We start from the raw sequence: 25,128 nt of genomic DNA, 5'->3' as shown, positions 1-25,128 counted from the left end.
TCTGGCGCCGCGATAATCCGCGGCGCTCGATAGCATCGAGCATGGACTACGCGCTCGTCGCGATCGCGGGCATCGTCGCCATCGTCGCGGCCGCCGCGTGGGCGCCGAGGCTCGGCGTGGCCGCCCCGCTCATCCTCGTCGTGCTCGGCGTCGGCTACAGCCTCATCCCGGGCGTCCCGCCGATCGTCGTCGAGCCCGACATCATCCTCATGGGCGTGCTCCCGCCGCTGCTCTACGCCGCCGCGATCACGGTGCCCTTCGTCGACTTCCGGCGCAACTTCTCGACAATCGGCGTGCTGTCGGTCGTGCTCGTCGTCGCGAGCGCGCTCGTCACGGGCTTCGTGCTCTACATGATCCTGCCCGACCTCAACCTCGCCGCCGCGATCGCGCTGGGCGCCGTCATCTCGCCGACCGACGTCGTCGCGGCCACGTCGATCGCCAAGCGCATCGGCCTGCCCTCACGGCTCGTCTCGATCCTCGAGGGGGAGGGGCTCGTCAACGACGCCACGGCCCTCGTCATGCTCCGCACGGCGATCGCCGCGACCGCCGTCACCGCATCCGGTGCCGAGGTCGTCGCGTGGAACGCCGTCGGCGAGTTCTTCTACGCCGTGTTCGTCGCGGTCGCTATCGGCGTCGTGGTGGGCATCATCGCCGTGTGGGTGCGCCGACGGCTCGACAACCCCATGCTCGACACGGCGATCTCGTTCGCTGTGCCCTTCATTGCGTACATCCCCGCGGAGGAGCTGCACGGCTCGGGCGTCATCTCGGTCGTCGCCGCGGGGCTCTACAGCGGGCACCAGAGCGCCAAGGCGTTCACGGCGCAGTCGCGCATCTCGGAGCGGTTCAACTGGCGCACGGTGCAGTTCGTGCTCGAGAACGGTGTCTTCCTGGTCATGGGCGCCCAGATCTCGACGATCATCGCCGACATCGACCCCGGGATGCTGCCGATCCACGAGGCGGTGCTGCTCGGGTTGCTCATGACGGGGCTGCTCATCCTCATCCGCTACTTCTTCGTGTGGCCGCTCATGTTCGCGATGCGGCGGCAGGAGCAGCACTTCGCCGAGGAGGAGAGCGGGCTCGCGCGCGCCCTCGACCGGCTCCAGGCGATGGTGTCGATGGGGGCGCGTCACGACCGGCGGCGCTCGGGCATCGAGCGCCGCATCGACCGTCGGCGCAACGACATCGCGCAGCTTCGGGCCGAGGGACTCGGATGGCGCGGCGGCATCGTGCTCGGCTGGGCCGGGATGCGCGGGGTCGTCACGCTCGCCGCGGCCCAGTCCCTGCCGCGCTCGACGCCCTACTACGAGCAGCTCGTGCTCATCGCGTTCGTCGTCGCCGTCACGACGCTGCTGCTGCAGGGCGGCACGCTGCCGCTCGTGATCCGGTTGTCCGGCATCCGGGGGAGCGACCGCACCGCCGACCGGCGCGAGCTCGCGTCACTCCTCGAGGAGATGTCGACGGCGGGGGTCGCGGTGCTCGAGGGCGACGACGTGACGATCCAGGGCGTCGAGATCGATCGCGCGGTCGTCGAGCGCGTGCGCGCCGACACGCTGCTGGCGGCGCAGTCGGCGTGGGAGCGCGCGGAGTACGCCGACCGCACCGACGGCCTCGCGGAGTCGCCCCACCAGCAGTACCGCTCGCTGCGGCGTGAGGTCATCTCGGCCGAGCGCGCCGCGCTGCTCGACGCGCGCTCGCGCGGCGCCTACCCGTCGCGCATCCTGCAGCGCGCGCAGAGTCTCATCGACCTCGAGGAGGCGCGGCTCGAGCAGATCGACCGCGGCGGCCGCGTCGAGGAGTAGTTCCCGTTCCGCGTGTTCGCACCCGTTCGTTCGGGAACTAACACGCGGAACGGGAACTCAGGCGCTCGTAGACTCGAGGCATGTCCCCGTCGCGCCGCCCCCGCCGCCGCGACGCGGAACCCGAGCCGCTCGACGTCGAGCGCATCCTGGGCGGCATGCGGCGCACCGAGACGCGGCGTGACGGCACCTGGAACGTGCAGTCGCAGAGCGCCGCGTCGGCCGTCAAGGAGTACACCTGCCCCGGATGCGGGCTCGTCATCCCCGTCGGCACGGCTCACGTCGTGACCTGGCGCGCCGACGGCCTGTTCGGCGAGGAGGACGACCTCGCCGCCCGGCGGCACTGGCACACCCACTGCTGGAGGATCCGCACGTGACCATCGAGATCACCGGGGGCGTCGAGCTGCCCGCGTTCCGCGAGGACATCGAGCTGACGACCGCCGACGGCCTCACGCTCGTCGGCGAGCTCTCGCTCCCCGAGACGGCGGACCCCGTCGCGACGCTCGTGTGCCTGCACCCGCTGCCGACGCACGGCGGCTTCATGGACTCGCACATCATCCGCAAGGCCGCCGCCCGCCTTCCCGCGCTCGCCGACCTCGCGGTGCTGCGCTTCAACTTCCGCGGCGTCACCTCGCCGCGCGGCACGAGCGAGGGCTCCTTCGGTGACGGCGTCGACGAGCGGCACGATCTCGCCGCGGCGATGGCGCTCGTCGCCCAGCGCGGCCTGCCGCATCCGTGGCTCGTCGGCTGGTCGTTCGGCACCGAGGTGTCGCTCAAGTGGGGCCTCGAGCACCCGATCGAGGGCGCCATCCTGCTCTCGCCGCCGCTGCGACGCACGACGGATGCCGAGCTCGCCGCGTGGGCGGGCAGCGGCAAGCGCCTCGTCGCGGTCGTGCCCGAGCTCGACGACTACCTGCGCCCGCCGGAGGCGCAGGAGCGCTTCGGCGCCGCCGTGCCCGAGGCGGAGCTCATCGCCGTCGAGGACGGCAAGCACCTCTGGGTGGGGGAGAAGCAGACCTACCGCGTGCTGAGCGAGCTCGTGGGGGTCGTCAACCCCGCGGCGCTGCCGCTCCCGCGGGAGTGGCCGACCGCCTGACCGCTCAGAGCTCGTTCTGGCGCGGGATGATGACCTGCTTGACGATGATGAGGATCGACGCCGCGACGGGGATCGCGACGAGCGCTCCCAGGATGCCGAGCAGCGTTCCGCCCGCGAGGGCCGCGATCACGACGACGACGCCCGGCACCTTGACGGCGCGGTTCATGATGTTGGGGCTCAGCACGTAGGCCTCGACCTGCATGTACACGAGGTACCAGATGCCCACGACGATGACGGCGGGCGGTCCGTCGAAGAGCCACACGGCGAGCGTGATGATGACGGAACCGGTGATCGTGCCGACGAGCGGCACGAGCGAGAACAGGAACGCGATGAACGCGAGGAGCGCCGCGTACTCGATCGGGTCGCCGAGGATGCCGCCGAGCACCGTGAGGAACAGGAACGTCAGCACGCCGTTGCATGCGCCGAGCGCGACCTGCCCGACGACGTAGCGGCCGACCGAGCTCGAGATCTGCTCCGAGATGTCGATGAACTTCTCGCGCTTCGACGCCGGCACGAGCTGGTAGATCGCGCGCTTGATGCCCCCGAGCGACGCCACGAAGTACAGCATGAGGATGAGCACGATGAGGCCGCCGAAGACGCCGCCGACGACCGTGAACACCGTGTTGAGCACGCCCGACGTGATGGCCTCGAGGTTGCCCGTGAACCAGTCCTGCACGTTCTTGAGCGCGTCGTCGTACTCGATCCAGTTGACGTAGGTGGCCCACCACTCCTCGAGCGCCTTCTGGTCTCCGATCGCCTCGACGAGCTTCGGCACCTGGGTGATGAGGTTGCCGACCTGGTCGGCGATGACGGGGATGATCGCGAAGATGAAGCCCGCGAACACGGCGAGGATGAGCGTCAGCACCGTGACGATCGCGAGCGGGCGCGGCACCTTGTGCTTCTCGAGGAACGACACGGCGGGGTCGACGCCGAGCGCGAGGAACAGCGCGGCGCCCACGTAGGTCAGGATCGTGGCGAGGTTGCCGATGCCCGTGCCGATGAGCACGGCCACGAGCACGCCCAACCCGCCGAACAGTCCGAGCCGGAACGCGTTCTGGATCTTCATCGACATCCCTTTCCCTCCGCGCGCGCGGATAGGGAAAGGCTATCCGTCAGCCGTCGGCGCGGGCGTGCGCGGTCGCGTGCGTGTTCGGCTCGTCCGCGGGAGGCTCGGCGTCGTCGGTCGACGCCTCCTCCGGGGCCTCGGATGCCGTGGGCGCCTCGGGCGCGGCCGCTAGCTGCGCCGCCGCCGGCTCCTCGTCGGCCGGCACGGGGAAGTCGGGCATCGCGAGCTTGTCGGCGCCCGCGAGCAGGCCCCGGAGGCTCTCGAAGTAGCCGGCGACGGCCTCGCGCTCGACGCGGATCTTCGCGAGCCGCTGCTCGGCGTCGTCGAGGAGCGCCTTCGCCTGCTTCTCGGCGTCGCGCACGATCTTCTTGGCCGTCTTCTCGGCGTCGCGTGTCGTCGCGGTCGCCGAGGTGCGGGCGTCGTCGACGATCGCGCGGGCCTCGGCGACGCCCTCGGTCTGGAGCTTCTCGACCTCGGCGCGCTTCTCGGCGGCGCGGGCCGATGCCTCCTGCAGCTGCGCGGTGGCCTCGTCGAGGTACTTCTGCGTCGACGCGGCCGCCTCCTGCTGCGCGGCGACGTACTCCTTCTCGGCCTCGTCGCGACGGGCCGCGAGCTCGACGTTGAGATCGGCGCGGGCCTGCTCGGCCTCGGCGGCGAGGCGCGACGCCTGCTCGTCGGCCTCGTGGGCGATGCGGGCGCGGTGGGCCTGCTCCTCGGCGGCGAGCTCGGCGCGGATGCGGGCGACGTCGCGGTCGGTGTCGGCGCGCAGCTTGCCCGTCTCGGTCGCCGCGGCCTCGCGGAGGCGCGCGACCTCGTGCTCGGCCTCGGCGCGACGCGCGGCGAGCTCGGCCTCGAGGGCCTCGCGGGCGGCGGCGAGCTCGGCGGCCCAGCCCTCGCGTCCCGTGGTCTCCTCGGTCTCCCATGCCGTGCGGCGGGCCGCGAGCTCCGTCTCCTCGGCCGTACGGCGCTGCTCGAGCTCGGTCTTGAGCGCCTTGCGCGAGGTGCGCAGCTCGGTGTCGAGCACCTTGCGGGCGTTCGCGAGTTCCGTGTCGTGCGCCTCGCGCGCGGCGGTGAGCTGCGCCTCCTGGGCGGCGCGGGCGGCCTCGAGCTCGGCGAGGGTCGTCTGGCGCAGGTTCGCGAGCTCCGCCTCCTGCTTCTCGCGGGCGGCGGTGAGGTCGGTCTCCTGCTGTGCGCGAGCGGATGCGAGCTCGGCCTCCTGGGTCTCGCGCGCTGCCGTGAGCTCCGCCTCCTGTGCGGCGCGGACCTGGTCGAGCTCGGCGGCGAGGGCGGCGCGGGCGTTGCCGAGCTCCTGCTCGAGCTCGGCGCGGGCCGTCGTGATCTCCCGATCGAGCTCGGCGCGCGCGGTCGCGACCTCGCGCTCGAGGTCGCTGCGGGTCGTGGCGGCCTCGCGCTCGAGCTCGGTGCGGGCGGTCGCGAGCTCCTCGGCGAGCGAGGCACGGGCGGTCGTGACCTCGTGCTCGAGCTCGGCGGCGGTGCGCTCGCGGTCGCCCGCGAGGGTCGCGCGCGTCGACTCGACCTCCGACGCCAGCTCGGCCCGTGTGCGCGTGAGCTCGTCGTCGAGCTCGGCGCGCAGGCGCGTGAGCTCGGTCTCGAGTGCGGCTCGGCGGTCGGCGACCTCGGTCTCGAGCGCCGCGCGCTGAGCCGCGGTGTCGGTCTCGAGGGATGCGCGGGAGTTCGCGATCTCGGCCTCGAGGGCGGCGCGCTCGGCGGCCGTGCGCTCCTCGAGCTCGGCGCGGGCACGGCGGGTGTCGGCGTCGAGGGCGGCCGTCGCGGCCTCCGTGTCGATGCGCAGCTTCTCCCGCGCCTCGGTGATCTCCCGCTCGAGGTCGGTGCGCCCCTGCTCGAGGTCGTGGGCGAGCTGGGCACGCAGTCGCGCGTCCTCGGCCTCGAACTCCGCACGGCCCTTCTCGGTGTCGCGGGCGAGCGCGGCGGCGGCCTCGCGGGCCTCCGCGACCTCGCGCTGAGCGACGACGCGCAGCTCGGCGACCTCGCGCTCGGCCTCGGCGCGCAGCGCCGCGACCTCGCGACGGCCGGCGGCGCGGGTCTCCGCGACCTCCGTGGCGACGGCGCCGCGGATGGCGGCGGCCTCGCGCAGCGCCTCCTGGGTCGTCGCCTCGGCGTCCGCAGAGGCGCGGGCGACGATCTCGTCGGCCTCGCTCCGGGCGCCCGTGAGGATGCGGTCGGCCTGGGCCTGCGCATCCGCGACGAGCCGATCGGCGGTCTCGGCGGCATCCGAGCGGAGCGTCTCGACCTCCTGCTGCACGCTCGCGCGCAGCTTCTCGGCGTCGATGTCGGCCTGCGCGATGAGGCGCGTCGACTGCTCCTCGGCGACACGGAGGGTATTCTCGAGCTTCGTGCCGAGGCCCGCGTAGGTGGGGCTGCCCACCTCGTCGAGCTCGGCCTGCAGGTCCTCGGCGAGCGCCTGGAGGCGCTTGACCTCCTTGAGGGCGTCGCCTCGGTCGCTGTTGGCCTTGATGAGGTCGCGTCGGAGGGCCGCGACGGCCTGGTCGACCTCGTCCTTCTTGTAGCCGCGAAGCTCGGTGGTGAATCCCGCGTCGTCTGCCGCCACGTGCGCTCCTCGCTCGGGAAGATCAGGGGTCATCGGCCTCGCCTCATGGCGGGGAACCCCTCCGTAGTGTAATCGGCGCACGCGTGAGCCGTGGCCGGAGGGCCTCGAACCCGGTCAGGGGACTCCCAGGCGGCTTTCGGGCCGCATCCGGGGTCACGGCGGGACCGTCCGCTAACCTGGGATGTCTTTGCCTGCTGCCCCGTCGAACCCCCGACGGCGGGGTCCGCCCCGACGATCGAGTCCTGGTGGACCGCGTGGAGCCCTCCGCGTGGCAGCTCGAGAGGAGTTCATCCGTGCGATTCGTGATCGCGATCGTGCTGTTCGTCGGCGCCGCGCTGTCCATCGGCGTCGGTGTCGCGCAGCGCACCATCTGGGAAGGCCCCGACCACATCACGTCGTCCGTCGACGTGGAGGGCGGCGCGCCTTTCGTCGTCATCGACGGCGCAGCGCTCAACGCGCACCCCGGCGCCCAGCTGGTCGAGATCGACGGCACGGGCTCGCAGCCCGTCTTCATGGCCTACGGCCGCGGCGACGACGTGCGCGCGTGGGTGACCGGCTCGCCCGCCGCCGCGATCCGCCTCGACGAGGAGACCGGCGAGCTCGTCGCGGGCGACCTCGCCGTGCGCGACGGCGAGGAGGAGCCCTCCGAGGAGCCCGGCGCGACCCCGTCGCCGAGCGCGACCCCGACCGCGAGCGAGACGCCCGCTGAGGGGTCCGAGGAGTCCGCCGACGCCACGACCGACGACGCCGAGCCCGTCGAGGCCTCGCCCGTCGGCAGCGACCTGTGGATCCAGGAGTTCGAGGGCGAGGGCTCCCTCGTGCGCAAGGTCAACGTGCCGACCGACGTCTCGGTCATCATCGCGGGCGACGGTTCGACCGCCGCGCCCGCGAGCATCTCGGTCACGTGGCCGCTCGACAACTCGACCCCGTGGTCGGGCCCGCTCATCATCGGCGGCATCGCCGCTCTCCTGCTCGGGCTCATCGCCCTCATCTGGGCGCTCGTCCACGCCCGCCGCCGCCACGGCCCGCGTCGCAAGGCCCCGAAGACCCCGAAGATGCCGAAGCCGCCGCGGCCCGCCCAGCTCAAGCCCGCGCCGAAGCGCGCCGCCCTCACCCCGGGCGACGACGCGACGAGCCGCGGCCGTCGCCGGAGCTTCGCGGCGCTCCCGGTCCTCCTCGTGGGCGCGCTCGCGCTGAGCGCGTGCACCTCGGATACGCCCGACGCGCCCGTGCCGTCGGCCACCGGCACCGCCGCGCCCGCCGACGAGATCGACCCGCCGGTGGTCACCAAACAGCAGTTCACCCGCATCGTCTCGCGCGTCGCCGACGCCGTCGCGGAAGCGGATGCCGCCGGTGACGCCACGCTCGCGGCCGCGCGTCTCGCGGGCCCGGCGCTCGAGCTGCGCACCGCGAACTACGCCGCGCGCAAGGTGGACGCCGCGATCCCGGCCGTCCCCGTGTTCCCGGACGGCGAGATCCGTCTCGTGCTGCCGCAGCAGCAGCGCGACTGGCCGCGCGCCGTGTTCGCGGCGATCGACTCGTCCGACGGAGCCGAGTACGGCCTCATGTTCGTGCAGGAGTCACCGCGCGCCCAGTACCAGGTGCAGTACCTCGTGCGGCTCACGCAGTCGGTTCCCGAGGTCGCGCCCATCGAGCTCGGCGCCTCGCGCTACCCGACCGACACGAAGCTGCTCGCGTATCCGCCGGCCCGCCTGTCGGCCGAGTACGGCGACGTGCTGTTGAAGGGGGCTGCGTCGGAGTTCGCGGCGAGCTTCGACCTCACCGACGACTTCCTCAACGAGAAGCTCGGCGCCGGCTACAAGGAGACCCGCAAGGCGAGCACCGCCAACGTGAACTTCGAGTACGCGAACACGGCGAGCACCGCCCCGATCGTCGCCCTCGCGGCGAACGACACGGGTGCGATCGTCGTGGTCGAGGTGCGCGAGTCGGAGACCGTGCGACCGTCCGAGACGGGCGCCGCGATCAACCCGAAGGGCGCCGTGAAGGCCCTCTCGCAGAAGCAGAGCACGACGAAGGGCCTCACCGCCCTGTACGCCGTGCAGATCCTGTTCTACGTGCCGCCGGCGACGGCGAGCGACCAGCAGGTGCGCGTGCTCGGGTTCGCGGACGGCCTCGTGGCGGCGAGCGAAGTACCGTAGTCTCCGTGACCGATCTGCCTCCCGCGAACCTGCGCGGCGCCGTCGACCTGTCCGGACTCGTGAGGCGCGCGGCTGAGCCCGCGCGCGGTGCCCGCTCCGAGGGTGCGGCATCCGCCGAGTCGTCGCTCGTCTTCGACAGCTCGGATGCGACCTTCGAGAGCGTCCTGCAGCTCTCGACGCGCGTGCCCGTCGTCGTCGAGATCATCGCCCCCGGTCTGAGCTCCGCGCTCGGGCCCATCGTCGAGAGCTACGGGGGCCGCCTCGTGCTCGCGGTCGTCGACGGCAGCGTGAGCCCGCAGATCGCCCAGGCGTTCCAGGTGCGCGAGGTTCCCGCCGTCGCCGCGGTCGTCGGGGGCCGTCCCGTGAACCTCTTCATCGGCATCCCGTCCGAGCAGGAGGTGCGGCAGGTGTTCGACGAGCTGCTGCAGCTCGCCGCCGAGAACGGCGTCACGGGGACCGTGCCCGCCGGCGGGGGAGAGGGCGAGGAGGCCGCCGAGCCCGAGCCCGCGCCGCTGCCCCCGCTGCACCAGGAGGCCTACGACGCGATCTCGGCGGGCGACTACCCGGCCGCGATCGCCGCGTACCGCAAGGCGATCGCCGAGAACCCGCGCGACCACGAGGCCGTCGCGGGGCTCGCACAGGTGTCGCTGCTCGACCGGCTGAGCGGCAAGACAGCCGCCGAGATCCGGGATGCGGCCGCGGCCGGCCCGCAGGACGTCGACGCGCAGCTCGACGTCGCCGACCTCGACGTGAGCGGCGGCCACCTCGAGGACGCCTTCGGGCGGCTGCTCGACCTCTTCGCGGGAGCATCCTCCGAGGACCGCGACCGCATCCGCGCGCGCCTGCTCGAGTACTTCGAGGTCGCGGGCGCCGAGGACCCGCGCGTCATCGCGGCCCGCGCGCGGCTCGCGTCGCTGCTGTACTGAGCCGGTCGGTCAGCCGCGCACGAGCCACAGCGCCGCGAGCGGCGGCAGCGTGAGCTCGACGGATGCCGGCTGGCCGTGCCATCCGTCGGCGCTCGCCGTGACGCGGCCGTAGTTGCCGACGCCCGACCCGCCGAACTCCACGGCATCCGAGTTGAGCAGCTCGACCCACTCGCCCGCCGCGGGCAGCCCCACGCGGTACGGGCCGACCGGGTTGCCGCCGAAGTTCACGATGCACACGAGCTCGCGGCCGTCGCGCGAGCGGCGGACGAACGCGACGACGTTGTTCGCAGGGTCGCTCGTGATCCACTCGAAGCCCGCGGGGTCGGCATCCTGCTCCCAGAGCGCCGGCTGCTCGCGGTAGACGCGGTTGAGCTGCCCCACGAGGCGCGCGAGACCCTGGTGCACGGGCTGATCGAGGATCCACCAGTCGAGCCCGCGCTGCTCGCTCCACTCCGACGGCTGGCCGAACTCGGAGCCCATGAAGAGCAGCTGCTTGCCGGGGTGCGCCCACATGAACGCGAGGTAGGCGCGCACGTTCGCGAGCTTCTGCCACTGGTCGCCCGGCATCTTCGCGAGCAGCGAGCCCTTGCCGTGCACGACCTCGTCGTGGCTGATGGGAAGCAGGAACGACTCGCTGAACGCGTACACGAACGAGAAGGTGATGTCGTTGTGGTGGCTGCCGCGCCACATCGGGTCCTCGTGCATGTACTGCAGCGAGTCGTGCATCCAGCCCATGTTCCACTTGAGCCCGAAGCCGAGGCCCCCGTCGCTCGTGCGGTGCGTGACGCCGGGCCACGACGTCGACTCCTCGGCGATCATGACGATGCCGGGGTTGCGCTTGTAGGCGGTCGCGTTGACCTCCTGCAGGAACGAGATCGCCTCGAGGTTCTCGCGGCCGCCGTGGATGTTGGGCACCCACTCGCCCTCCTTGCGCGAGTAGTCGCGGTAGAGCATGCTCGCGACCGCGTCGACGCGCAGCCCGTCGATGTGGAACTCCTCGAGCCAGTAGAGGGCGTTCGCGACGAGGAAGTTGCGCACCTGGGAGTGCGCGAAGTCGAACACGAGCGTGCCCCAGTCGGGGTGCTCGCCGATGCGCGGGTCGGAGTGCTCGTAGAGGGGCGCGCCGTCGAAGCGTGCGAGCGCCCACTCGTCCTTGGGGAAGTGCGCGGGAACCCAGTCCATGATGACGCCGATGCCCGCCTGGTGGAGGCGGTCGACGAGGTAGCGGAAGTCGTCCGGATGCCCGAAGCGGCTCGTCGGGGCGTAGTAGCCCGTCACCTGGTAGCCCCAGGAACCCCCGAACGGATGCTCGGCGAGCGGCAGGAACTCCACGTGCGTGAAGCCGAGCTCGGTCACGTAGTCGATGAGCTCGTCGGCGGCCGCGCGGTAGGAGAGCCCGGGGCGCCACGAGCCGAGGTGCAGCTCGTAGACGCTCATGGGGCCCTGGTGCGGGTCGCGCTCGGCGCGCGACCGCATCCACTCGTCGTCGCTCCAGAGGTAGCTCGAGTGCCCGACGACCGAGCCCGTGAGCGGCGGCACCTCGGTGTAGCGCGCCATGGGGTCGGCGCGCGTGACCCATTCGCCCGAGGGCGTCAGCAGCTCGAACTTGTAGATGCCGCCCGCGCCGACACCGGGCACGAAGAGCTCCCACACGCCGTTGTCGTCGAGGCGGCGCATGGCATGCCCGCGACCGTTCCACGAGTTGAAGTCGCCCACGACGCGCGCGGCCAGCGCGTGCGGCGCCCACACGACGAAGCCCGTGCCGTCGACGCCCTCGTGCTGCTTCACGTGGGCGCCGAAGACGTGCCACAGCTGCTCGTGGCGGCCCTCCCCCCACAGGAACAGGTCGATCTCGCCGATCGACGGCACGAAGCGGTAGGCGTCGTCGGCCTCCCAGTCGGGGCCGTCGGGGTAGCGCGTGACGAGGCGGTACGCCTGGCCCGGTCCGGCGGCGTAGCCCTGCCAGAGGCCGCCCTCGACGTGCTCGAGGGCCACCTTCGTGCCGTCCGCGCGCACCGCGGTGACCGACTCGGCGAGCGGCCGCACGGCGCGGATGACCCATCCGTCCCCGAGCTCGTGTTGGCCGAGCCAGTCGTGGGGCTGCGGGTGCCGACCCTCGACGAGGCTCGCGACGAGGCCCGCGTCCAGAGGGGGCAGGGAGGAGCGGGCGGCCATGTCAGCGTCCCTTCTGCGGCTCGACCGCGAGGATGTGCACGGGTTCGGTGAAGGCGTCGAGGCGCACGTAGTCGGCATCCGTCCACGTCCAGCGGGCGCCCGTCACGAGGTCGCGCACGCCGAAGGTGTCGCCCTTCTGCAGGCCGATCGCCTCGAGGTCGAGATAGACGGTGGTCTCGCGCACCGAGTGCGGGTCGACGTTCGCGACGACGATGATCGTGTCGGATCGGCCGTTCGGGGTGAACGCCCCGTCGAGGTGCTTCGAGTAGACGAGGATCGCGTCGTCGTCGGACCAGTGGATGCGGAGGTTCCGCAGCTGGCCGAGCGCGGGGTGCTCGAGGCGCGCGCGGTTGAGCATCGTGAGGTACGGCGCGAGGGAGCGGCCCTCGGCTTCGGCGCGGGCCCAGTCGCGGTCCTTGTACTCGTACTTCTCGTTGTCGATGTTCTCCTCGGAGCCGGGACGCGCGACGTCCTCGAAGAGCTCGTAGCCCGCGTAGACGCCCCACGTGGGGGAGGCGGTCGCGGCGATCGCGGCACGCACCTTGTAGGCCGCGGGCCCGCCGAACTGCAGGTACTCGGTGAGGATGTCGGGCGTGTTCACGAAGAGGTTGGGGCGCAGGTAGTCGGCCGACTCGCCCGCGATGCCGTTCAGGAACTCCTCGAGCTCCTCCTTCGTGTTGCGCCACGTGAAGTACGTGTACGACTGGTGGAAGCCCGCGCCCGCGAGCGAGTGGAGCATCGCCGGGCGCGTGAACGCCTCGGCGAGAAACACGACATCCGGATGCCGGTCGGCGACCTCGCCGAGCAGCCACTCCCAGAAATCGAGCGGCTTCGTGTGCGGGTTGTCCACGCGGAAGATGCGCACGCCCCGGCTGATCCACAGCTCGACGATGCGCAGCACCTCGGCGCGGATGCCCTCAGGGTCGCGGTCGAAGTTGATCGGGTAGATGTCCTGATACTTCTTGGGCGGGTTCTCGGCGTACGCGATGGATCCGTCGGGACGCTGCGTGAACCACTCGGGGTGCTCGACGACCCAGGGGTGGTCGGGGGAGGCCTGCAGCGCGAGGTCGAGGGCGACCTCGAGGCCGAGGCTCTCGGCCTGCTTCACGAAGTAGCGGAAGTCGGCGACGGTGCCGAGGTCGGGGTGGATGGCGTCGTGGCCGCCGTCGGCCGAGCCGATCGCCCAGGGGCTGCCCGGGTCGTGGGGGCCCGCGACGGTCGAGTTGTTGGGGCCCTTGCGGTGGCTCACGCCGATGGGGTGGATGGGCGGCAGGTAGACGACGTCGAAGCCCATCGCCGCGACGCCGGCCAGGCGCTTGGCAGCCGTGCGGAAGGTGCCCGACTTCCACGTGCCGTCCTTCAGGCGCTTGGCACCCTCCGAGCGGGGGAAGAACTCGTACCAGGAGCCGACCGCCGCGCGCGTGGTCTCGACGACGAGCTCGAGCTCCTCCGACTCCGTCACGAGCGAGCGGGCGGGGTGGCGCTGCAGCTGGGCGACGAGACGGCGATCGGATGCGACCTTGAGTCGGTCGGCGGGGGTCGCGGACGCGTCGAGGAACGCCGCGCGCGCATCCGCGGCGATCTTGCCGGGCACGCGCGCGAGCAGCTCGGCGCCCATCGCGAAGACGAGTTCGGGGTCGTCGCCCGCGCCGATCTTGATGGTCGCGACGTGCAGCCAGCTGGCCCAGTCGTCGCTGAAGCCGCGCACGCGCCAGCGGTAGCGGCCCGTCTCGGGGAGCCGCAGCTCGGCGCGCCAGCGGTCGGTGCCGGCGCCCACGAGCGTCATGGGGTGGACGGTCTGCGCGCCCTGCGGGTCGGTGAGCAGCACCTCCGCGCCGATGACGCCGTGGCCCTCGCGGAAGACGGTGGCCTCGAAGGGCACGACCTCGCCGAGGTAGCTCTTGGCGGGCCACCTGTTCTCGGGCTGCTGCGGGCTGAGGTGACGGATCGGGAGGCGACCGATCCGGGGCGTCCGCGTGCTCGCGGGGGGCGGCGTGGGCTCGGTGGGCACGTTCCGACCGTATCGCGTCGACCTTCGAGGCCCGGTGGGAGTTCGGGGTACAACCTTTCCGTAGACCAAGTGGTCTGTCCTCCGCGTGCCTCCTCTGGGGGTGGAACCGTCATCCGTGTACCCCGGTATGACGGCTGGGTATCACCCGTGAGACAGCTCTGTATTGGATGAAATCCCTGGTCAGAGGGTTGTGACGATTCAACGTGGGAGCGCTCCCATGACCCCCGCAGTGGGGCCCAGGCGTCCCCTTTGTCCTCATTGTGGGGGACCGTAGCCTTCTGTACGCGGGGACAAAGCCGCCCCGACCCGAATGGCTTGCGCAGGGCGCGAACCTGAACTGCAAACCCGACGTTTCGACGTGCCTTCAGGCACGCCCTGCGTCATGCGTACGCCGCACCACCGAAAGGAAAACCCATGAACAAGTTCACCAAGGCGTCGATCGCCACCGGTGCGGGCATCGTCCTGCTCCTCGGCGGCGCGGGCACGCTCGCCTACTGGAACGACTCGGCCGCGACCGACGCAGGGACGATCACCGCCGGCACGCTCGGCATCGACGCCGTCGCCAACTCGGGCGCCTGGTACGACATCTCGGCCGTGCCCGCCACGACCGACCCGGAGGCGGACGGCGTCCTGATCACCGACCCCGCGGCCTTCCGCGCGGTCCCCGGTGACAAGCTCGTCTACGTCGAGAGCTTCACGGTCGAGGCGACCGGTGACCACCTCGAGGCGTCGATCGAGGCGGACGCCGCGAGCATCGACAAGGGCGCGTGGGGCAACGACCTCACCGCGACCACCGCGCTCTCGATCGGCGGCGCTTCCGTGACCACGATCACGGACGACAACGACGGCGACACCGTCAAGGTGCTCGTGACCCTCACGTTCGCCTTCAACAGCGCAGTCGGTCCCGACGCGCCGGTCAACAACGACAGCCAGTCGGCCGTCGTCGACCTGGGCGAGCTCGCGATCGTCGTCACGCAGCAGCCGTAACACCCTTCGGGGGCGCGCCGGTCACCCGGAGCGGCGCGCCCCCATCCCCCTTGCACCACCAGCACCACCCCCCCCGAACAAGCCACACCCGAAGGGAGCGCGAGATGCCCGCACACCGTGCCGCACCCGCTCCCGTCAGCCGCACCCGCCGCCTGACGCGCGCCCTCGTCGGCGCCGCCGCGGCCTTCGGCTCGGCCGTCCTCATCGCGCTCGGCGCGGCGGGCGGCACCTACGCCTACTTCAGCAGCGCGACCCCGGTCGGCGCAGGCACGATCACCGCCGGCACCGCGGGTCTCACGATCAACGGCGGGAGCACGGCCTCGGTCGGCGCCCTCACGGGCGCGCTCGTGCCCGGGTCCGCCGCCAACTCGGCGACGCCCCTCACGATCGCCAACGTGGGCGATGTCGCCCTGTCGGTCGAGCAGGGCGCCGCCACGGTGTCGAGCACCACTGGGCTCAGCACGGCCAACCTCGTGCTCAAGGTGATCCGCGTCTCGGGCGCCGCCGCGTCGTGCCCCGCCGCGACGGTCACCGATCTCTCGATGAGCGCCGTCACCATCGCGCCCGGTGCGTCCATCAAGGTCTGCGTGACCGCGAGCCTCGCTCCGGGCGCCACCGGCATCGTGTCGGGCGCGACCGCGAACTTCGCCATCCCGCTCGACGCCGAGCAGGTGGCCCCGTGATCAAGAAGCTCGCCGCAGCGCTCGGCATCGTCGTGTTCTTCGTGCTCGCCGGCACGGCCGCGGGCTACGCCTACTGGAGCGCGAGCGTCTCGACGACCGGATCGGTGCAGGTCGCCGACCTCGCGGCGATGAACTGCGCGAACCCGGTGAGCCTCGTCAACGGCGACTTCGAGACCCCGGTCATCGCCAACAACAACTGGAGCCACCCCGGATCGACCGGTGTCGCGCCGTGGGTCACGGTGCGTCCTGGCACCCAGACGGCCACATCGCCCGAGATCTGGCGCGGTAACGTCACGGGGTCGATCACGCCGGCCTCCGGTGCTCAGAACATCGAGATCAACGGCACCGAGGCCGCGACGTTCTATCAGAACGTCTCGACGGCGCCGGGTCAGGTGCTCGAGTGGGGCTTCTGGCACCGCGGGCGCGACAGCGCGTCGAACCCCGACAAGGTGCAGCTCACGATCGGCCCCTCGACGGCGAACGGCGCGGGCGTACAGGGCGGCACCACGAGCAACACGAACCCGACGACGCTCGTCAACGACGGCACTCGCCTCGTCATCGTGTTCCCGACCACGAACACCGCGTGGAAGTACTACAGCGGTACTTACACGGTTCCTGCGGGGCAGACGACCACGCGCATCAGCTTCACCTCGCACACCCAGGGCGGCGGCAACGCCTCCCAGGGCAACCTGATAGACGGCGTGACGTTCGGCTCGGGGCCCTGCCTCAACCTCGGCTCCGCGATCGCGCGGGTCGGCGGCACCCAGTTCGAGCCGGGTACCACGGCACGCGTCACGACGACGATCACCAACGTGGGCGGCCGCACCGCGGGATCCTCCGTGCTGACGCTCCCGCTACCGACGACGCTCGGCACCCCGAGCAACATCCAGATCAACGGCGCGGCAGCCGGCGTGCAGTCGACCACGGCCGGTGGCATGCTCACCGTCCGCATCGGGACCGGCGCTAACGGCTCCGTCGGCGGATCGATCGCGGGCGGCGGCGTCGTCACGGTGACCTACGACGCGACCATTACGGGTGCGCTCGGGCAGACCATCGCCACGACCCCCACGGTGTCGTACGGGGACACCGCGAACCCCGGCATCGTGATGACCCGCACGGGATCCACCGTCTCGGTCACGATCGTCGACACCACGCCGCCCGTCGCGCCGGGGCAGCCCACGGTCACGCCCACGGGTACCACCTCGATGAACATCAGCTGGGCCGCGTCGTCCTCGCCCGACCTCCACCACTACGAGGTGCAGCGCGTGAGCTCGACCGGCACGTGGGCCACCGTCGCCAACAACGTCACGGGCACCTCGTGGACGGACACCGGGGTGACCGCGGGACAGGCGTACGCCTACCGGATCGTCGCGAAGGATGCCGCCGGCAACGCGTCCACCTCGGCCGTGGGCACGGGACTCACCCACTTCGGCTCGAGCCAGTACCGCATCGCCTGGATGAACGGCACGACCGCGGTCTGCGTCGACGTCGAGAACGGCGAACTTCGCAACGTTCCGAGCTGCGCGGGGGCGGCACCCAATACGCAGCGCTGGACGTTCTCGGCGACCACCGGGGACACGCGCGTCGTCAGCGTGAGCAACACGAGCCAGGTGTGGCTGCAGGACTACGCGTGCACCTTCGTGATCTTCTGCGGATACTCGGCCGCCGTCGACGTCGCGACTCCGAGCGGCAGCGACTACGCCGACTGGACGCCCGAGGCCTACTACGACTCGACGAGCGGCAACGCGTTCGTGCGGTTCAAGAACGCAGGGAGCGGCAGCTACCTCGGTGCCACGAACGCCAACGCGAACGCCCAGCTGAACGTCAGCCAGACCACCCGCAACTTCGTCCTCACCGCGCTCTGATGATCCGTCGCACCATCGCCCTCATCGCCGCCGCGCTCGTCGCGGTGGGGGTGCCGCTCACCCAGCCGCAGGCGGCCCACGCGGCGCCCCCCGAGATCCTCGTGAGCACCGACGGCGTCAACTTCGCCCCGTCGGCCTCGGTGCAGCTGTTCGACGACATCGCGCTCATCGTGCCGGGCGACACGACGACGGGGCGGCTCTGGATCCGCAACCACAGCTCGACGGCGGCCCTCGTGCGTGTCGCCGTCAACGACCTCGTCGTGCCGTCGCCCGAGTTCGGCGCGGCCGTCACTCTCTCGTCGACCATGAACGGTTTCACCTACGTGTCGAGCTTCGGCGCCCTCTCGAACTGCCAGATCGTCGTGCAGCCCCAGAACCTCGCCGCCGGCCAGACACTGGTGGTCGACGCCGAGGTCAGCATGAGCAGCGCGACGAGCGGGCAGAACGCCCAGGGCGAGACCGCCTCGCTCTCCTTCGTCGTGACGGCGCACGAGTGGGCCGCCGGCCCCTTCGCCGACGACAACGGCTGCTCGGCGGGCGCGAGCGGGGGCAGCACGGGCGGCAACGGCGGGAGCGATGCGCCCAAGCTGCCCTTCACGGGCGCGGAGGTGGGCCAGTCGCTCGCCGTCGCGCTCGCGATGCTCGCGCTGGGTGCCCTGTTCGCGGTCTTGCGGCGCCGTCGCCGCGACGAGCAGACTCACGCATCGTGAGCGACATCCGTGCGACCGCGTCCGAGACCCCTGTGCCGGATGCGGCGCCCGCCGAGGCGCCCGCCGCCAAGAAGGAGGCGAGCCTCTGGGCGTACCTGCGCGTCTCGCTCAGCATCGCGCTGCTCGCGGGCCTGCTCGCGCTCGCGGCGGCGGTCATCGTCGTGCCGGCCGCGACCGGCGCGCGCCCGCTCACCGTGCTCACGAGCTCCATGGAGCCCGGGCTGCCGCCCGGCACGCTCATCGTCTCGCGCGATGTCGAGCCGGCCGACATCCGCATCGGCGACGTCATCACCTACCAGCTGCGCTCGGGCGATCCGACCGTCGTCACCCACCGGGTGATCGCGGTGAGCAAGACCGCGGGCGGCGAGTACAGCTTCACGCTCAAGGGCGACAACAGCGCTCTGCCCGACCCGGATCCCGTCCGCGAGGTGCAGGTCCAGGGACGGCTCTGGTACTCGGTGCCCTACATCGGCTGGGTGAGCAACTGGATCAACGGCGACGCGCGCGGCTTGATCGTCCCGATCATCGCGGGCGGCCTCTTCGCGTTCGCGATCTGGATGGTTGTCTCGGGTCTCGTCGACAAGGCGAGGAAGCGCAAGCGCGCGGCCGCGACCGGCAAGCCGTCGGGTCGCCGCCGCATGGGCTCCTGACGGCGCCCGCGACATCCGGCCGTAACCGAGCGCGCCTAGGGTTGATCGGGTGAAGGCCATCCGACGGTTCACCGTCCGCACCGTGCTGCCCGAGGCGCTCGCGCCGCTCGAGGAGCTCGCCGCGAACCTGCGCTGGTCGTGGCACCAGCCGACGCTCGAGCTGTTCCGCGACATCGCGCCCGAGCTGTGGGACGAGCTCGGCAAGGACCCGTACGGGCTCCTCGGCGAGGTGCCGCCCGCCCGCCTCGAGCAGCTCGCCGCCGACGAAGCCTACGTCGCGCGCGCCGTCGCGCTCCGCGACGAGCTGCACGCCTACCTCACCGAGCCGCGCTGGTACCAGGGCCTCGGCCCCGACGTGCCCGCCACGATCGCCTACTTCTCTCCCGAGTACGGGATCGCGGATGCGCTGCCCCAGTACTCGGGCGGCCTCGGCATCCTCGCGGGCGACCACCTCAAGGCGGCATCCGACCTCGGCGTGCCGATCGTCGGCGTCGGCCTCTTCTACCGCGCCGGCTACTTCCGCCAGGCGATCTCCCGCGAGGGCTGGCAGCTCGAGAGCTACCCCGTGCTCGACCCCGACGGACTGCCCATGAGCGTGCTGCGCGCGCCCGACGGCACGGCGGCGCAGGTCGTGCTCGCGCTTCCCGACGGCAAGGCGCTCACGGCCCGCATCTGGCAGCTCTCCGTCGGCCGCGTGCCGCTCCTGCTGCTCGACACCGACATCCCCGAGAACTCGGAGGAGCTCCGCACGGTCACCGACCGCCTCTACGGCGGCGGGGGAGAGCACCGCCTCCTGCAGGAGCTGCTGCTCGGCATCGGCGGCGCGCGGGCCGTCGCGCTCTACGCGCGTCTCACGGGCATCCCGGAGCCCTCGGTCTTCCACACCAACGAGGGGCACGCGGGCTTCCTCGGCCTTGAGCGCATCCGCGGGCTCATCGCCGAGGGCCTGAGCTTCGGCGAGGCGCTCGAGGTCGTGCGCGCGGGCACCGTCTTCACGACCCACACGCCCGTGCCGGCGGGCATCGACCGCTTCGAGGCGCCGCTCGTCGAGCGCTACTTCTCGACCGAGCTGCTGCCGGGTGTCGACGTCGCCGACGTGCTCGCCCTCGGCGCGGAGGACTACGACGGCGGCGCGCCCGACACCTTCAACATGGCCGTCATGGGCCTGCGCCTCGCGCAGCGCGCCAACGGCGTCTCGAAGCTGCACGGCGACGTGAGCCGCCACATGTTCGGCGCCCTGTGGCCGGGCTTCGACCCGGCCGACGTGCCCATCACCTCCATCACGAACGGCGTGCACCCCGCCACCTGGACCGATCCCCAGGTGCGCGCGCTCGCGGCATCCCGCCTCGGCACCGACGACGCGACCGCGTGCGACTGGACCTCGGATGCCGTGAGCGACGCCGAGCTGTGGGCGCTGCGTGGGCGGCTGCGCGAGCAGCTCGTCGACGACGCCCGCCGCCGCATGGTCGAGGCCTGGGAAGAGCAGAACCCGGGCGTGCCCGCGCCGCCGTGGTATCGCGAGCTGCTGTCGCCCGACGTGCTCACGATCGGCTTCGCCCGCCGCGTGCCCACCTACAAGCGCCTGACCCTCATGCTGCAGGACCCGGCCCGCCTGCGCGCGCTGCTCACCGACCCCGAGCGCCCCGTGCAGCTCGTCGTCGCGGGCAAGTCGCACCCCGCCGACGACGGCGGCAAGCGCCTCATCCAGCTGCTCGTCGAGTTCTCGCAGGACCCGGAGGTGCGCGGTCGCATCGTCTTCCTGCCCGACTACGACATCGGCATGGCGCAGAAGCTCTACCCGGGCTGCGATGTGTGGCTCAACAACCCGCTGCGTCCGCTCGAGGCGTGCGGCACATCCGGCATGAAGGCGGCGCTCAACGGCTCGCTCAACCTCTCGATCCTCGACGGATGGTGGGCCGAGTTCCACGACGAGCGCAACGGCTGGGCGATCCCGTCGGCCGACTCGGCGGGGGATGCGGGCGAACGCGACGCCCTCGAGGCGGCCGCCATGTACGACCTCATCGAGCACCAGATCGCCCCGCGCTTCTACGACCGCGGCGCGGACGACGTGCCCGGCGCGTGGGTGGCCGACATCCGCCACACGCTCGCGACGCTGTCGCCCGAGCTCTCGGCCGAGCGCATGGTGCGCGAGTACGTCGAGCGGCTCTACGTGCCCGCCGCGGCGGCCGAGCTCGCCGTGAGCGCCGACGACTACGCGCCCGCCCGCGGCCTCGCCGCATGGACCGCGACCGTGCGCCGCACGTGGCCCGAGGTGCACGTCGCGCACGTCGAGTCGGGCGGCGTGGATGCGTCGCCGCACGTGGGCGAGGAGCTGCGCGTGCGCGCGTTCGTCGAGCTCGGCGAGCTCGGCCCCGACGACGTCTCCGTCGAGCTCGTGCACGGCCGTCCGCGAGCGGGGGAGGAGCTCGGCGACGTGCGGGTCGTGCCGCTCGAGCTCGAGAGCCACGATCTCGGCAAGCCGGCGGTCTACCGCGGCTCGGTGCGCTTCGAGCGCGCGGGGGCCTTCGGGTACACCGTGCGCGTCGTGCCGCGGCATCCGCTGCTCGCCTCGCACGCCGAGCTCGGACTGGTGGCGCTCGCGGGATGACGCGCACCACCCTCGCGGCCCGTCGCCTCGCGCTGGCCGCCCTGTACTTCGTGCCCGGGCTCGCGATCGGCTCGTGGGTCACCCGCACCCCCGCCATCCGCGACGCGCTGCACGCCTCGACGGCCGAGATGGGCATCGTGATCTTCGGGATCTCCGTGGGATCGATGGTCGGCATCCTCGGATCGGGGGCGCTCGTCGCCCGCGTCGGCACGCGACCCGTGCTCATTGTCGGGGCGGCGGGCACCGTGCTAAGCATGCCCGTGCTCGGCGTCGCCTCGGCGCTCGGATCAGCGCCGCTCGCCACGGCGGCCCTCGCGGTCTTCGGCCTCGGCACGGGGCTCGCGGAGGTCGCGATGAACGTCGAGGGCGCCGAGGTCGAGCGCATCGGCGGGAAGTCGTTCCTGCCCGTGCTGCACGGATGCTTCAGCCTCGGCACGGTCGTCGGCGGCGTCGCGGGCATCGGGTTCTCGGCGACCGACTTCTCGGTGCTGTGGCATCTCGTGATCGTGGGCGCCGTGGGGCTCGTCGTCGTAGTGCCCGCGATGCGCGCCATCCCGAGCGGGGTGGGCCGTGAGCCGCGCCGCGACCGCTCCGCCCCGCGCGTGCCGCGGCCCGCCGTGTGGCGCGACCCGCGACTGCTGCTCATCGGCGTCGTCATCCTCGCGATGGCCTTCGCGGAGGGCAGCGCCAACGACTGGCTGCCGCTCATCATGGTCGACGACTACGGGCTCGACGAGGCGTGGGGGTCGACGGTGTTCGCGCTCTTCGCCGTCTCGATGACGATCGGCCGGTTCTCGGGCGGCGCGCTCGTCGACCGCTTCGGCCGCCCGCCCGTGCTCGCCGTGAGCGCGCTCAGCGCGGTCGTCGGCATCGCGCTCATCTCGTTCGGGCAGGGGCAGGCGCTCGCCCTCGCGGCGGTCGTGCTGTGGGGCCTCGGGGCGTCGCTCGGGTTCCCCGTCGCGCTCTCGGCGGCGGGCGCATCCGGACCCGACCCGACGGCGCGCGTCTCGCTCGCCGCGACGGCGGGCTACCTCGCGTTCCTCGTCGGTCCGCCGTTGCTCGGCTTCATCGGCGAGGAGGTGGGGCTCCGCGGTGCGATCCTCGTGTCGCTCGGGCTCGCGGCCGTCGCGGTCGTCGCGGCTGCCGGCATCGAGCCCCGCCGCTCGCGAGCCGCAGCCGCGGCATCCGACCCGTCTTAGTTCCCGTTCCGCGTGTTAGTTCCCGTTCCTTCGGGTGCAAACACGCGGAACGGGAACTATCAGCGGGCGATGTCGGCGACCATGGCGCCCGTGGCGCGGATGAGGTCGGCGGGCGCGAGGCCGAGGTCGAAGCCGCGGCGCCCACCCGAGACGTAGACGACGTCCCACAGCTCGGCGGTCTCGTCGAGCACCGTCTCGTGGCGCGACTTCTGGCCGATGGGGCTGATGCCGCCCACGACGTAGCCCGTGCGTCGCTCGGCCAGCGCAGGGTCCGCCATCGCCGCCTTCTTGCCGCCGACCGCCGCCGCGAGCGCCTTGAGGTCGAGCTTGCCCGTGACGGGCACGATGCCGACGACGAGGCGCCCGTCGACATCCGCGAGCAGCGTCTTGAACACCTGGTCGGGGTCGAGCCCGAGCGCCGTCGCCGCCTCCATGCCGAAGTCGCGGTTCGCGGGGTCGTGCGCGTACGCGTGCTCGGTGAACGGGATGCCGGCCGCCGTGAGCGCGGCCGTCGCCGGGGTGCCCGCCATCAGTCCGCCCGGAACAGCAGCATCGACGTGGGCGCCATCGCGAGCTCCTCGCCCGGACGGTGCACCCCCTCGATGCCGCTGATGTCGTCGTGGCCCGAGTCCCACAGCAGCGTGTAGCGCTCGACGCCCTCGTGCGCGGGCAGGGTGACCGTGACATCCGTCTCGAGCCCGTGCACGACGAGCAGGATGCGGTTGAAGTCCTCGAACTCGGGCGTCGACGCCGCGAGGTACTGCAGCGTGCGCTCCTCGGGCGAGTCCCAGTCGTCGATGCCCATCGTCTCGCCGTCCTTGTTGTACCAGTCCATCTGGCTGGCGGATGGCGTGGACTCGCCCCAGCGCCCGTAGCGCACGGGGCGCAGGGCAGGGTTCTCGCGACGCAGGCGGATGAGCGTCTTGACGACCTCGAAGAGGTCCTCCTGCCACTCGCGGCGGTCCCAGCTGAGCCAGGTGAGCTCCGAGTCGTGGCAGTACGCGTTGTTGTTGCCGCGCTGACTGCGGCCGAACTCGTCGCCCGCCGTGAGCATCGGCACGCCGGCAGACAGCAGGAGCGTGCCGAGCAGGTTGCGCACGGCCTTGCGCCGCGTGGCGCGGATCTCCTCGTCCTGCGTCGGCCCCTCGGCGCCGTGGCCCCACGACTTGTTGTCGTTCGAGCCGTCGCGGTTGTTCTCGCCGTTGCCGAGGTTGTGCTTGCGGTCGTACGACACGAGGTCGGCGGCAGTGAAGCCGTCGTGCGCCGTCACGAAGTTGACGGATGCGAGCGGCCCCCGCTCGAGCGCGAACACGTGATTCGACCCCGCGAGACGCCGTGCGAGCGACCCGATTCCCTCGCTCGCGGAGCCCGATTCGCGCGCCTGCGCGATGTCGCGCAGCCAGAAGTTGCGCATCCGGTCGCGGTAGCCGTCGTTCCACTCCGACCAGCCGACGGGGAAGTTGCCCACCTGCCAGCCGCCCATGCCGACGTCCCAGGGCTCGGCGATCAACTTGACGCCCTGCAGCAGCGGGTCGTCGATGATCGCGCGGAGCAGCGGATGCGCGGGGTCGAACTCCGCGCCCTCCCCGCGCCCCAGCGTGGCCGCGAGGTCGAAGCGGAACCCGTCGACCTGCACCTCCTCCGCCCAGTAGCGCAGCGAGTCGAGCACGAGCCGCTGCGTCACCGCGCGGCCGAAGTCGAGCGTGTTGCCGCATCCGGTCGTGTCGATGTAGTCGCCCTCGGCGGTCTGCCGGTAGTAGCTCGCGTTGTCGATGCCGCGGAACGAGCTCGTCGGCCCGCCGCGGCCCTCCTCGGCCGTGTGGTTGTAGACGACGTCGAGGATCACCTCGATGCCCGCCTCGTGCAGCAGCTTCACCATGCCCTTGAACTCGCGCAGCACGGCGCCCGTGCCGCCGAACTGGGCCTCACGCGTCGCGTAGGCGGCGTGCGGCGTGAAGAAGTTGAGCGTGTTGTAGCCCCAGTAGTTGACGAGCCCCATCTTGGTGAGGCGCTGCTCCGACACGAACTGGTGCACGGGCAGCAGCTCGACCGCGGTGACGCCGAGCTCCTTCAGGTAGGCGATCGTCGCCGGGTGCGCGAGGCCCGCGTAGGTGCCGCGCAGCTCCTCCGGCAGCTCCGGGTTGAGCTTCGTGAGGCCCTTCGCGTGGGCCTCGTAGATCACGGTGTGATCGAGACGGATGCCGGGCTTCTCGACGCCGCCCCAGTCGAAGGCGGTGTCCTGAACGTAGGAGCGCCATCCGCCGTCGCGCGTGCGGGCGAGGCCGCGCGCGTAGGGGTCGAGCAGGTAGCGGTCGGGGTCGAAGTCGTGGGTGGGACCATCGGGACCGTCGACGCGCAGCGCGTAGGCGGTGCCGAGCTGCAGCGACGGCGTCGAGGCGCTCCAGACGTCGCCCTTGCCTTTCGTGAGCGGCACGCGCTCGGCGACCCAGTCGGCGTCCTTCTCGTCGAAGATGCACAGCTCGATCGAGCTCGCGTTCGCGCTCCACACGCGGAGCTCGCCGCCGTCGGGCGTGAGGCGGACGCCGAGATCGCGGAGCGGGTCGGCGGCGGGCATGACGTCTAGGTTAGGTGGTGCGCGTGACGTGC

18 protein-coding genes are annotated in these 25,128 nt (G+C 71.9%); 12 read left to right on the top strand and 6 right to left on the bottom strand.

The genetic code is table 11. The features are described from left to right. Positions 1 to 41 precede the first annotated feature (41 nt). The 3 genes from H4J02_RS09845 to H4J02_RS09835 all read left to right on the top strand — a co-directional run bounded on the left by H4J02_RS09845 (position 42) and on the right by H4J02_RS09835 (position 2,892). Positions 42 to 1,799 (top strand): sodium:proton antiporter, encoded by a 1,758-nt coding sequence (locus tag H4J02_RS09845; protein WP_187674419.1) that lies wholly within the window; start codon positions 42 to 44, stop codon positions 1,797 to 1,799. Between the two features lie 80 nt (positions 1,800 to 1,879). Further along, entirely contained in the window at positions 1,880 to 2,173 is a 294-nt protein-coding gene (locus tag H4J02_RS09840) for a hypothetical protein (RefSeq protein WP_187674418.1), read from the top strand. Positions 2,174 to 2,175: 2 nt separating this feature from the next. Next, positions 2,176 to 2,892 (top strand): alpha/beta hydrolase, encoded by a 717-nt coding sequence (locus tag H4J02_RS09835; RefSeq protein WP_222942247.1) that lies wholly within the window; start codon positions 2,176 to 2,178, stop codon positions 2,890 to 2,892. 4 nt (positions 2,893 to 2,896) lie between these two features. Here H4J02_RS09835 and H4J02_RS09830 read toward each other — a convergent pair whose 3' ends face one another. Both H4J02_RS09830 and H4J02_RS09825 read right to left on the bottom strand, forming a co-directional pair. Beyond that, entirely contained in the window at positions 2,897 to 3,964 is a 1,068-nt protein-coding gene (locus H4J02_RS09830) for an AI-2E family transporter (protein ID WP_316250696.1), read from the bottom strand. 40 nt (positions 3,965 to 4,004) lie between these two features. Then, on the bottom strand, positions 4,005 to 6,548 hold the full coding sequence (locus tag H4J02_RS09825; RefSeq protein WP_187674416.1) for a hypothetical protein: 2,544 nt from the start codon (positions 6,546 to 6,548) through the stop codon (positions 4,005 to 4,007). Positions 6,549 to 6,841: 293 nt separating this feature from the next. Between H4J02_RS09825 and H4J02_RS09820 the strand changes: the two genes are divergently transcribed. Beyond that, positions 6,842 to 8,707, top strand: a complete 1,866-nt coding sequence (locus H4J02_RS09820) for a hypothetical protein (protein ID WP_187674415.1) — start codon at positions 6,842 to 6,844, stop codon at positions 8,705 to 8,707. 5 nt (positions 8,708 to 8,712) lie between these two features. Beyond that, the gene (locus H4J02_RS09815) at positions 8,713 to 9,633 is read left to right on the top strand and encodes a tetratricopeptide repeat protein (protein WP_187674414.1); all 921 of its coding nucleotides are present in this window, start codon (positions 8,713 to 8,715) and stop codon (positions 9,631 to 9,633) included. Between the two features lie 9 nt (positions 9,634 to 9,642). Here the strand turns inward: H4J02_RS09815 and glgB are convergent, their stop codons facing one another. Both glgB and H4J02_RS09805 read right to left on the bottom strand, forming a co-directional pair. Further along, positions 9,643 to 11,808 (bottom strand): 1,4-alpha-glucan branching protein GlgB, encoded by a 2,166-nt coding sequence (gene glgB / locus H4J02_RS09810; RefSeq protein WP_187674413.1) that lies wholly within the window; start codon positions 11,806 to 11,808, stop codon positions 9,643 to 9,645. A gap of 1 nt (position 11,809) precedes the next feature. Continuing rightward, positions 11,810 to 13,819, bottom strand: coding sequence for an alpha-1,4-glucan--maltose-1-phosphate maltosyltransferase (locus H4J02_RS09805; RefSeq protein ID WP_187674412.1), 2,010 nt, complete (start codon positions 13,817 to 13,819; stop codon positions 11,810 to 11,812). Positions 13,820 to 14,233: 414 nt separating this feature from the next. Here H4J02_RS09805 and H4J02_RS09800 point away from each other — a divergent pair, with 414 nt between their 5' ends. The 7 genes from H4J02_RS09800 (at position 14,234) to H4J02_RS09770 (ending at position 22,521) form a co-directional block, all read left to right on the top strand. Continuing rightward, on the top strand, positions 14,234 to 14,806 hold the full coding sequence (locus H4J02_RS09800; RefSeq protein WP_187674411.1) for an alternate-type signal peptide domain-containing protein: 573 nt from the start codon (positions 14,234 to 14,236) through the stop codon (positions 14,804 to 14,806). Positions 14,807 to 14,910: 104 nt separating this feature from the next. Further along, entirely contained in the window at positions 14,911 to 15,489 is a 579-nt protein-coding gene (locus tag H4J02_RS09795; RefSeq protein ID WP_187674410.1) for a SipW-dependent-type signal peptide-containing protein, read from the top strand. Further along, positions 15,486 to 17,354, top strand: a complete 1,869-nt coding sequence (locus H4J02_RS09790; RefSeq protein ID WP_187674409.1) for a fibronectin type III domain-containing protein — start codon at positions 15,486 to 15,488, stop codon at positions 17,352 to 17,354. The genes H4J02_RS09795 and H4J02_RS09790 overlap by 4 nt, the downstream gene beginning before the upstream one ends. Continuing rightward, on the top strand, positions 17,354 to 18,064 hold the full coding sequence (locus tag H4J02_RS09785; RefSeq protein ID WP_187674408.1) for an LPXTG cell wall anchor domain-containing protein: 711 nt from the start codon (positions 17,354 to 17,356) through the stop codon (positions 18,062 to 18,064). The genes H4J02_RS09790 and H4J02_RS09785 overlap by 1 nt, the downstream gene beginning before the upstream one ends. Then, positions 18,061 to 18,714, top strand: coding sequence for a signal peptidase I (locus H4J02_RS09780; protein WP_187674407.1), 654 nt, complete (start codon positions 18,061 to 18,063; stop codon positions 18,712 to 18,714). The genes H4J02_RS09785 and H4J02_RS09780 overlap by 4 nt, the downstream gene beginning before the upstream one ends. 49 nt (positions 18,715 to 18,763) lie before the next feature. After that, the gene (glgP, locus tag H4J02_RS09775; protein WP_187674406.1) at positions 18,764 to 21,322 is read left to right on the top strand and encodes an alpha-glucan family phosphorylase; all 2,559 of its coding nucleotides are present in this window, start codon (positions 18,764 to 18,766) and stop codon (positions 21,320 to 21,322) included. After that, positions 21,319 to 22,521, top strand: coding sequence for an MFS transporter (locus H4J02_RS09770; protein WP_187674405.1), 1,203 nt, complete (start codon positions 21,319 to 21,321; stop codon positions 22,519 to 22,521). Before glgP ends, H4J02_RS09770 begins: the two co-directional genes overlap by 4 nt. A gap of 59 nt (positions 22,522 to 22,580) precedes the next feature. On the opposite strand, the gene ybaK is transcribed toward H4J02_RS09770, so the two are convergent. After that, on the bottom strand, positions 22,581 to 23,051 hold the full coding sequence (ybaK, locus tag H4J02_RS09765) for a Cys-tRNA(Pro) deacylase (RefSeq protein ID WP_187674404.1): 471 nt from the start codon (positions 23,049 to 23,051) through the stop codon (positions 22,581 to 22,583). Further along, entirely contained in the window at positions 23,051 to 25,096 is a 2,046-nt protein-coding gene (gene glgX / locus H4J02_RS09760) for a glycogen debranching protein GlgX (protein WP_187674403.1), read from the bottom strand. The genes ybaK and glgX overlap by 1 nt, the downstream gene beginning before the upstream one ends. Positions 25,097 to 25,128 lie beyond the last annotated feature (32 nt).

Origin of the sequence: Protaetiibacter sp. SSC-01 (assembly GCF_014483895.1) — a bacterium.
Lineage (GTDB): Bacteria > Actinomycetota > Actinomycetes > Actinomycetales > Microbacteriaceae > Homoserinibacter.
The sequence above is the reverse complement of the archived record's forward strand: the minus strand, read 5'-3'. Positions and strand labels throughout refer to the sequence as shown.

What these genes read in the sequence shown, in the direction of transcription:
- H4J02_RS09785 (WP_187674408.1), top strand. Translation starts at nt 17,354, where the DNA reads ATGATCCGTCGCACCATCGCCCTCATCGCCGCCGCGCTCGTCGCGGTG.
- H4J02_RS09800 (WP_187674411.1), top strand. Translation starts at nt 14,234, where the DNA reads ATGAACAAGTTCACCAAGGCGTCGATCGCCACCGGTGCGGGCATCGTC.
- H4J02_RS09845 (WP_187674419.1), top strand. Translation starts at nt 42, where the DNA reads ATGGACTACGCGCTCGTCGCGATCGCGGGCATCGTCGCCATCGTCGCG.
- glgX (WP_187674403.1), bottom strand. Translation starts at nt 25,096, where the DNA reads ATGCCCGCCGCCGACCCGCTCCGCGATCTCGGCGTCCGCCTCACGCCC.
- H4J02_RS09795 (WP_187674410.1), top strand. Translation starts at nt 14,911, where the DNA reads ATGCCCGCACACCGTGCCGCACCCGCTCCCGTCAGCCGCACCCGCCGC.
- ybaK (WP_187674404.1), bottom strand. Translation starts at nt 23,051, where the DNA reads ATGGCGGGCACCCCGGCGACGGCCGCGCTCACGGCGGCCGGCATCCCG.
- H4J02_RS09770 (WP_187674405.1), top strand. Translation starts at nt 21,319, where the DNA reads ATGACGCGCACCACCCTCGCGGCCCGTCGCCTCGCGCTGGCCGCCCTG.
- H4J02_RS09830 (WP_316250696.1), bottom strand. Translation starts at nt 3,964, where the DNA reads ATGTCGATGAAGATCCAGAACGCGTTCCGGCTCGGACTGTTCGGCGGG.
- H4J02_RS09840 (WP_187674418.1), top strand. Translation starts at nt 1,880, where the DNA reads ATGTCCCCGTCGCGCCGCCCCCGCCGCCGCGACGCGGAACCCGAGCCG.
- glgB (WP_187674413.1), bottom strand. Translation starts at nt 11,808, where the DNA reads ATGGCCGCCCGCTCCTCCCTGCCCCCTCTGGACGCGGGCCTCGTCGCG.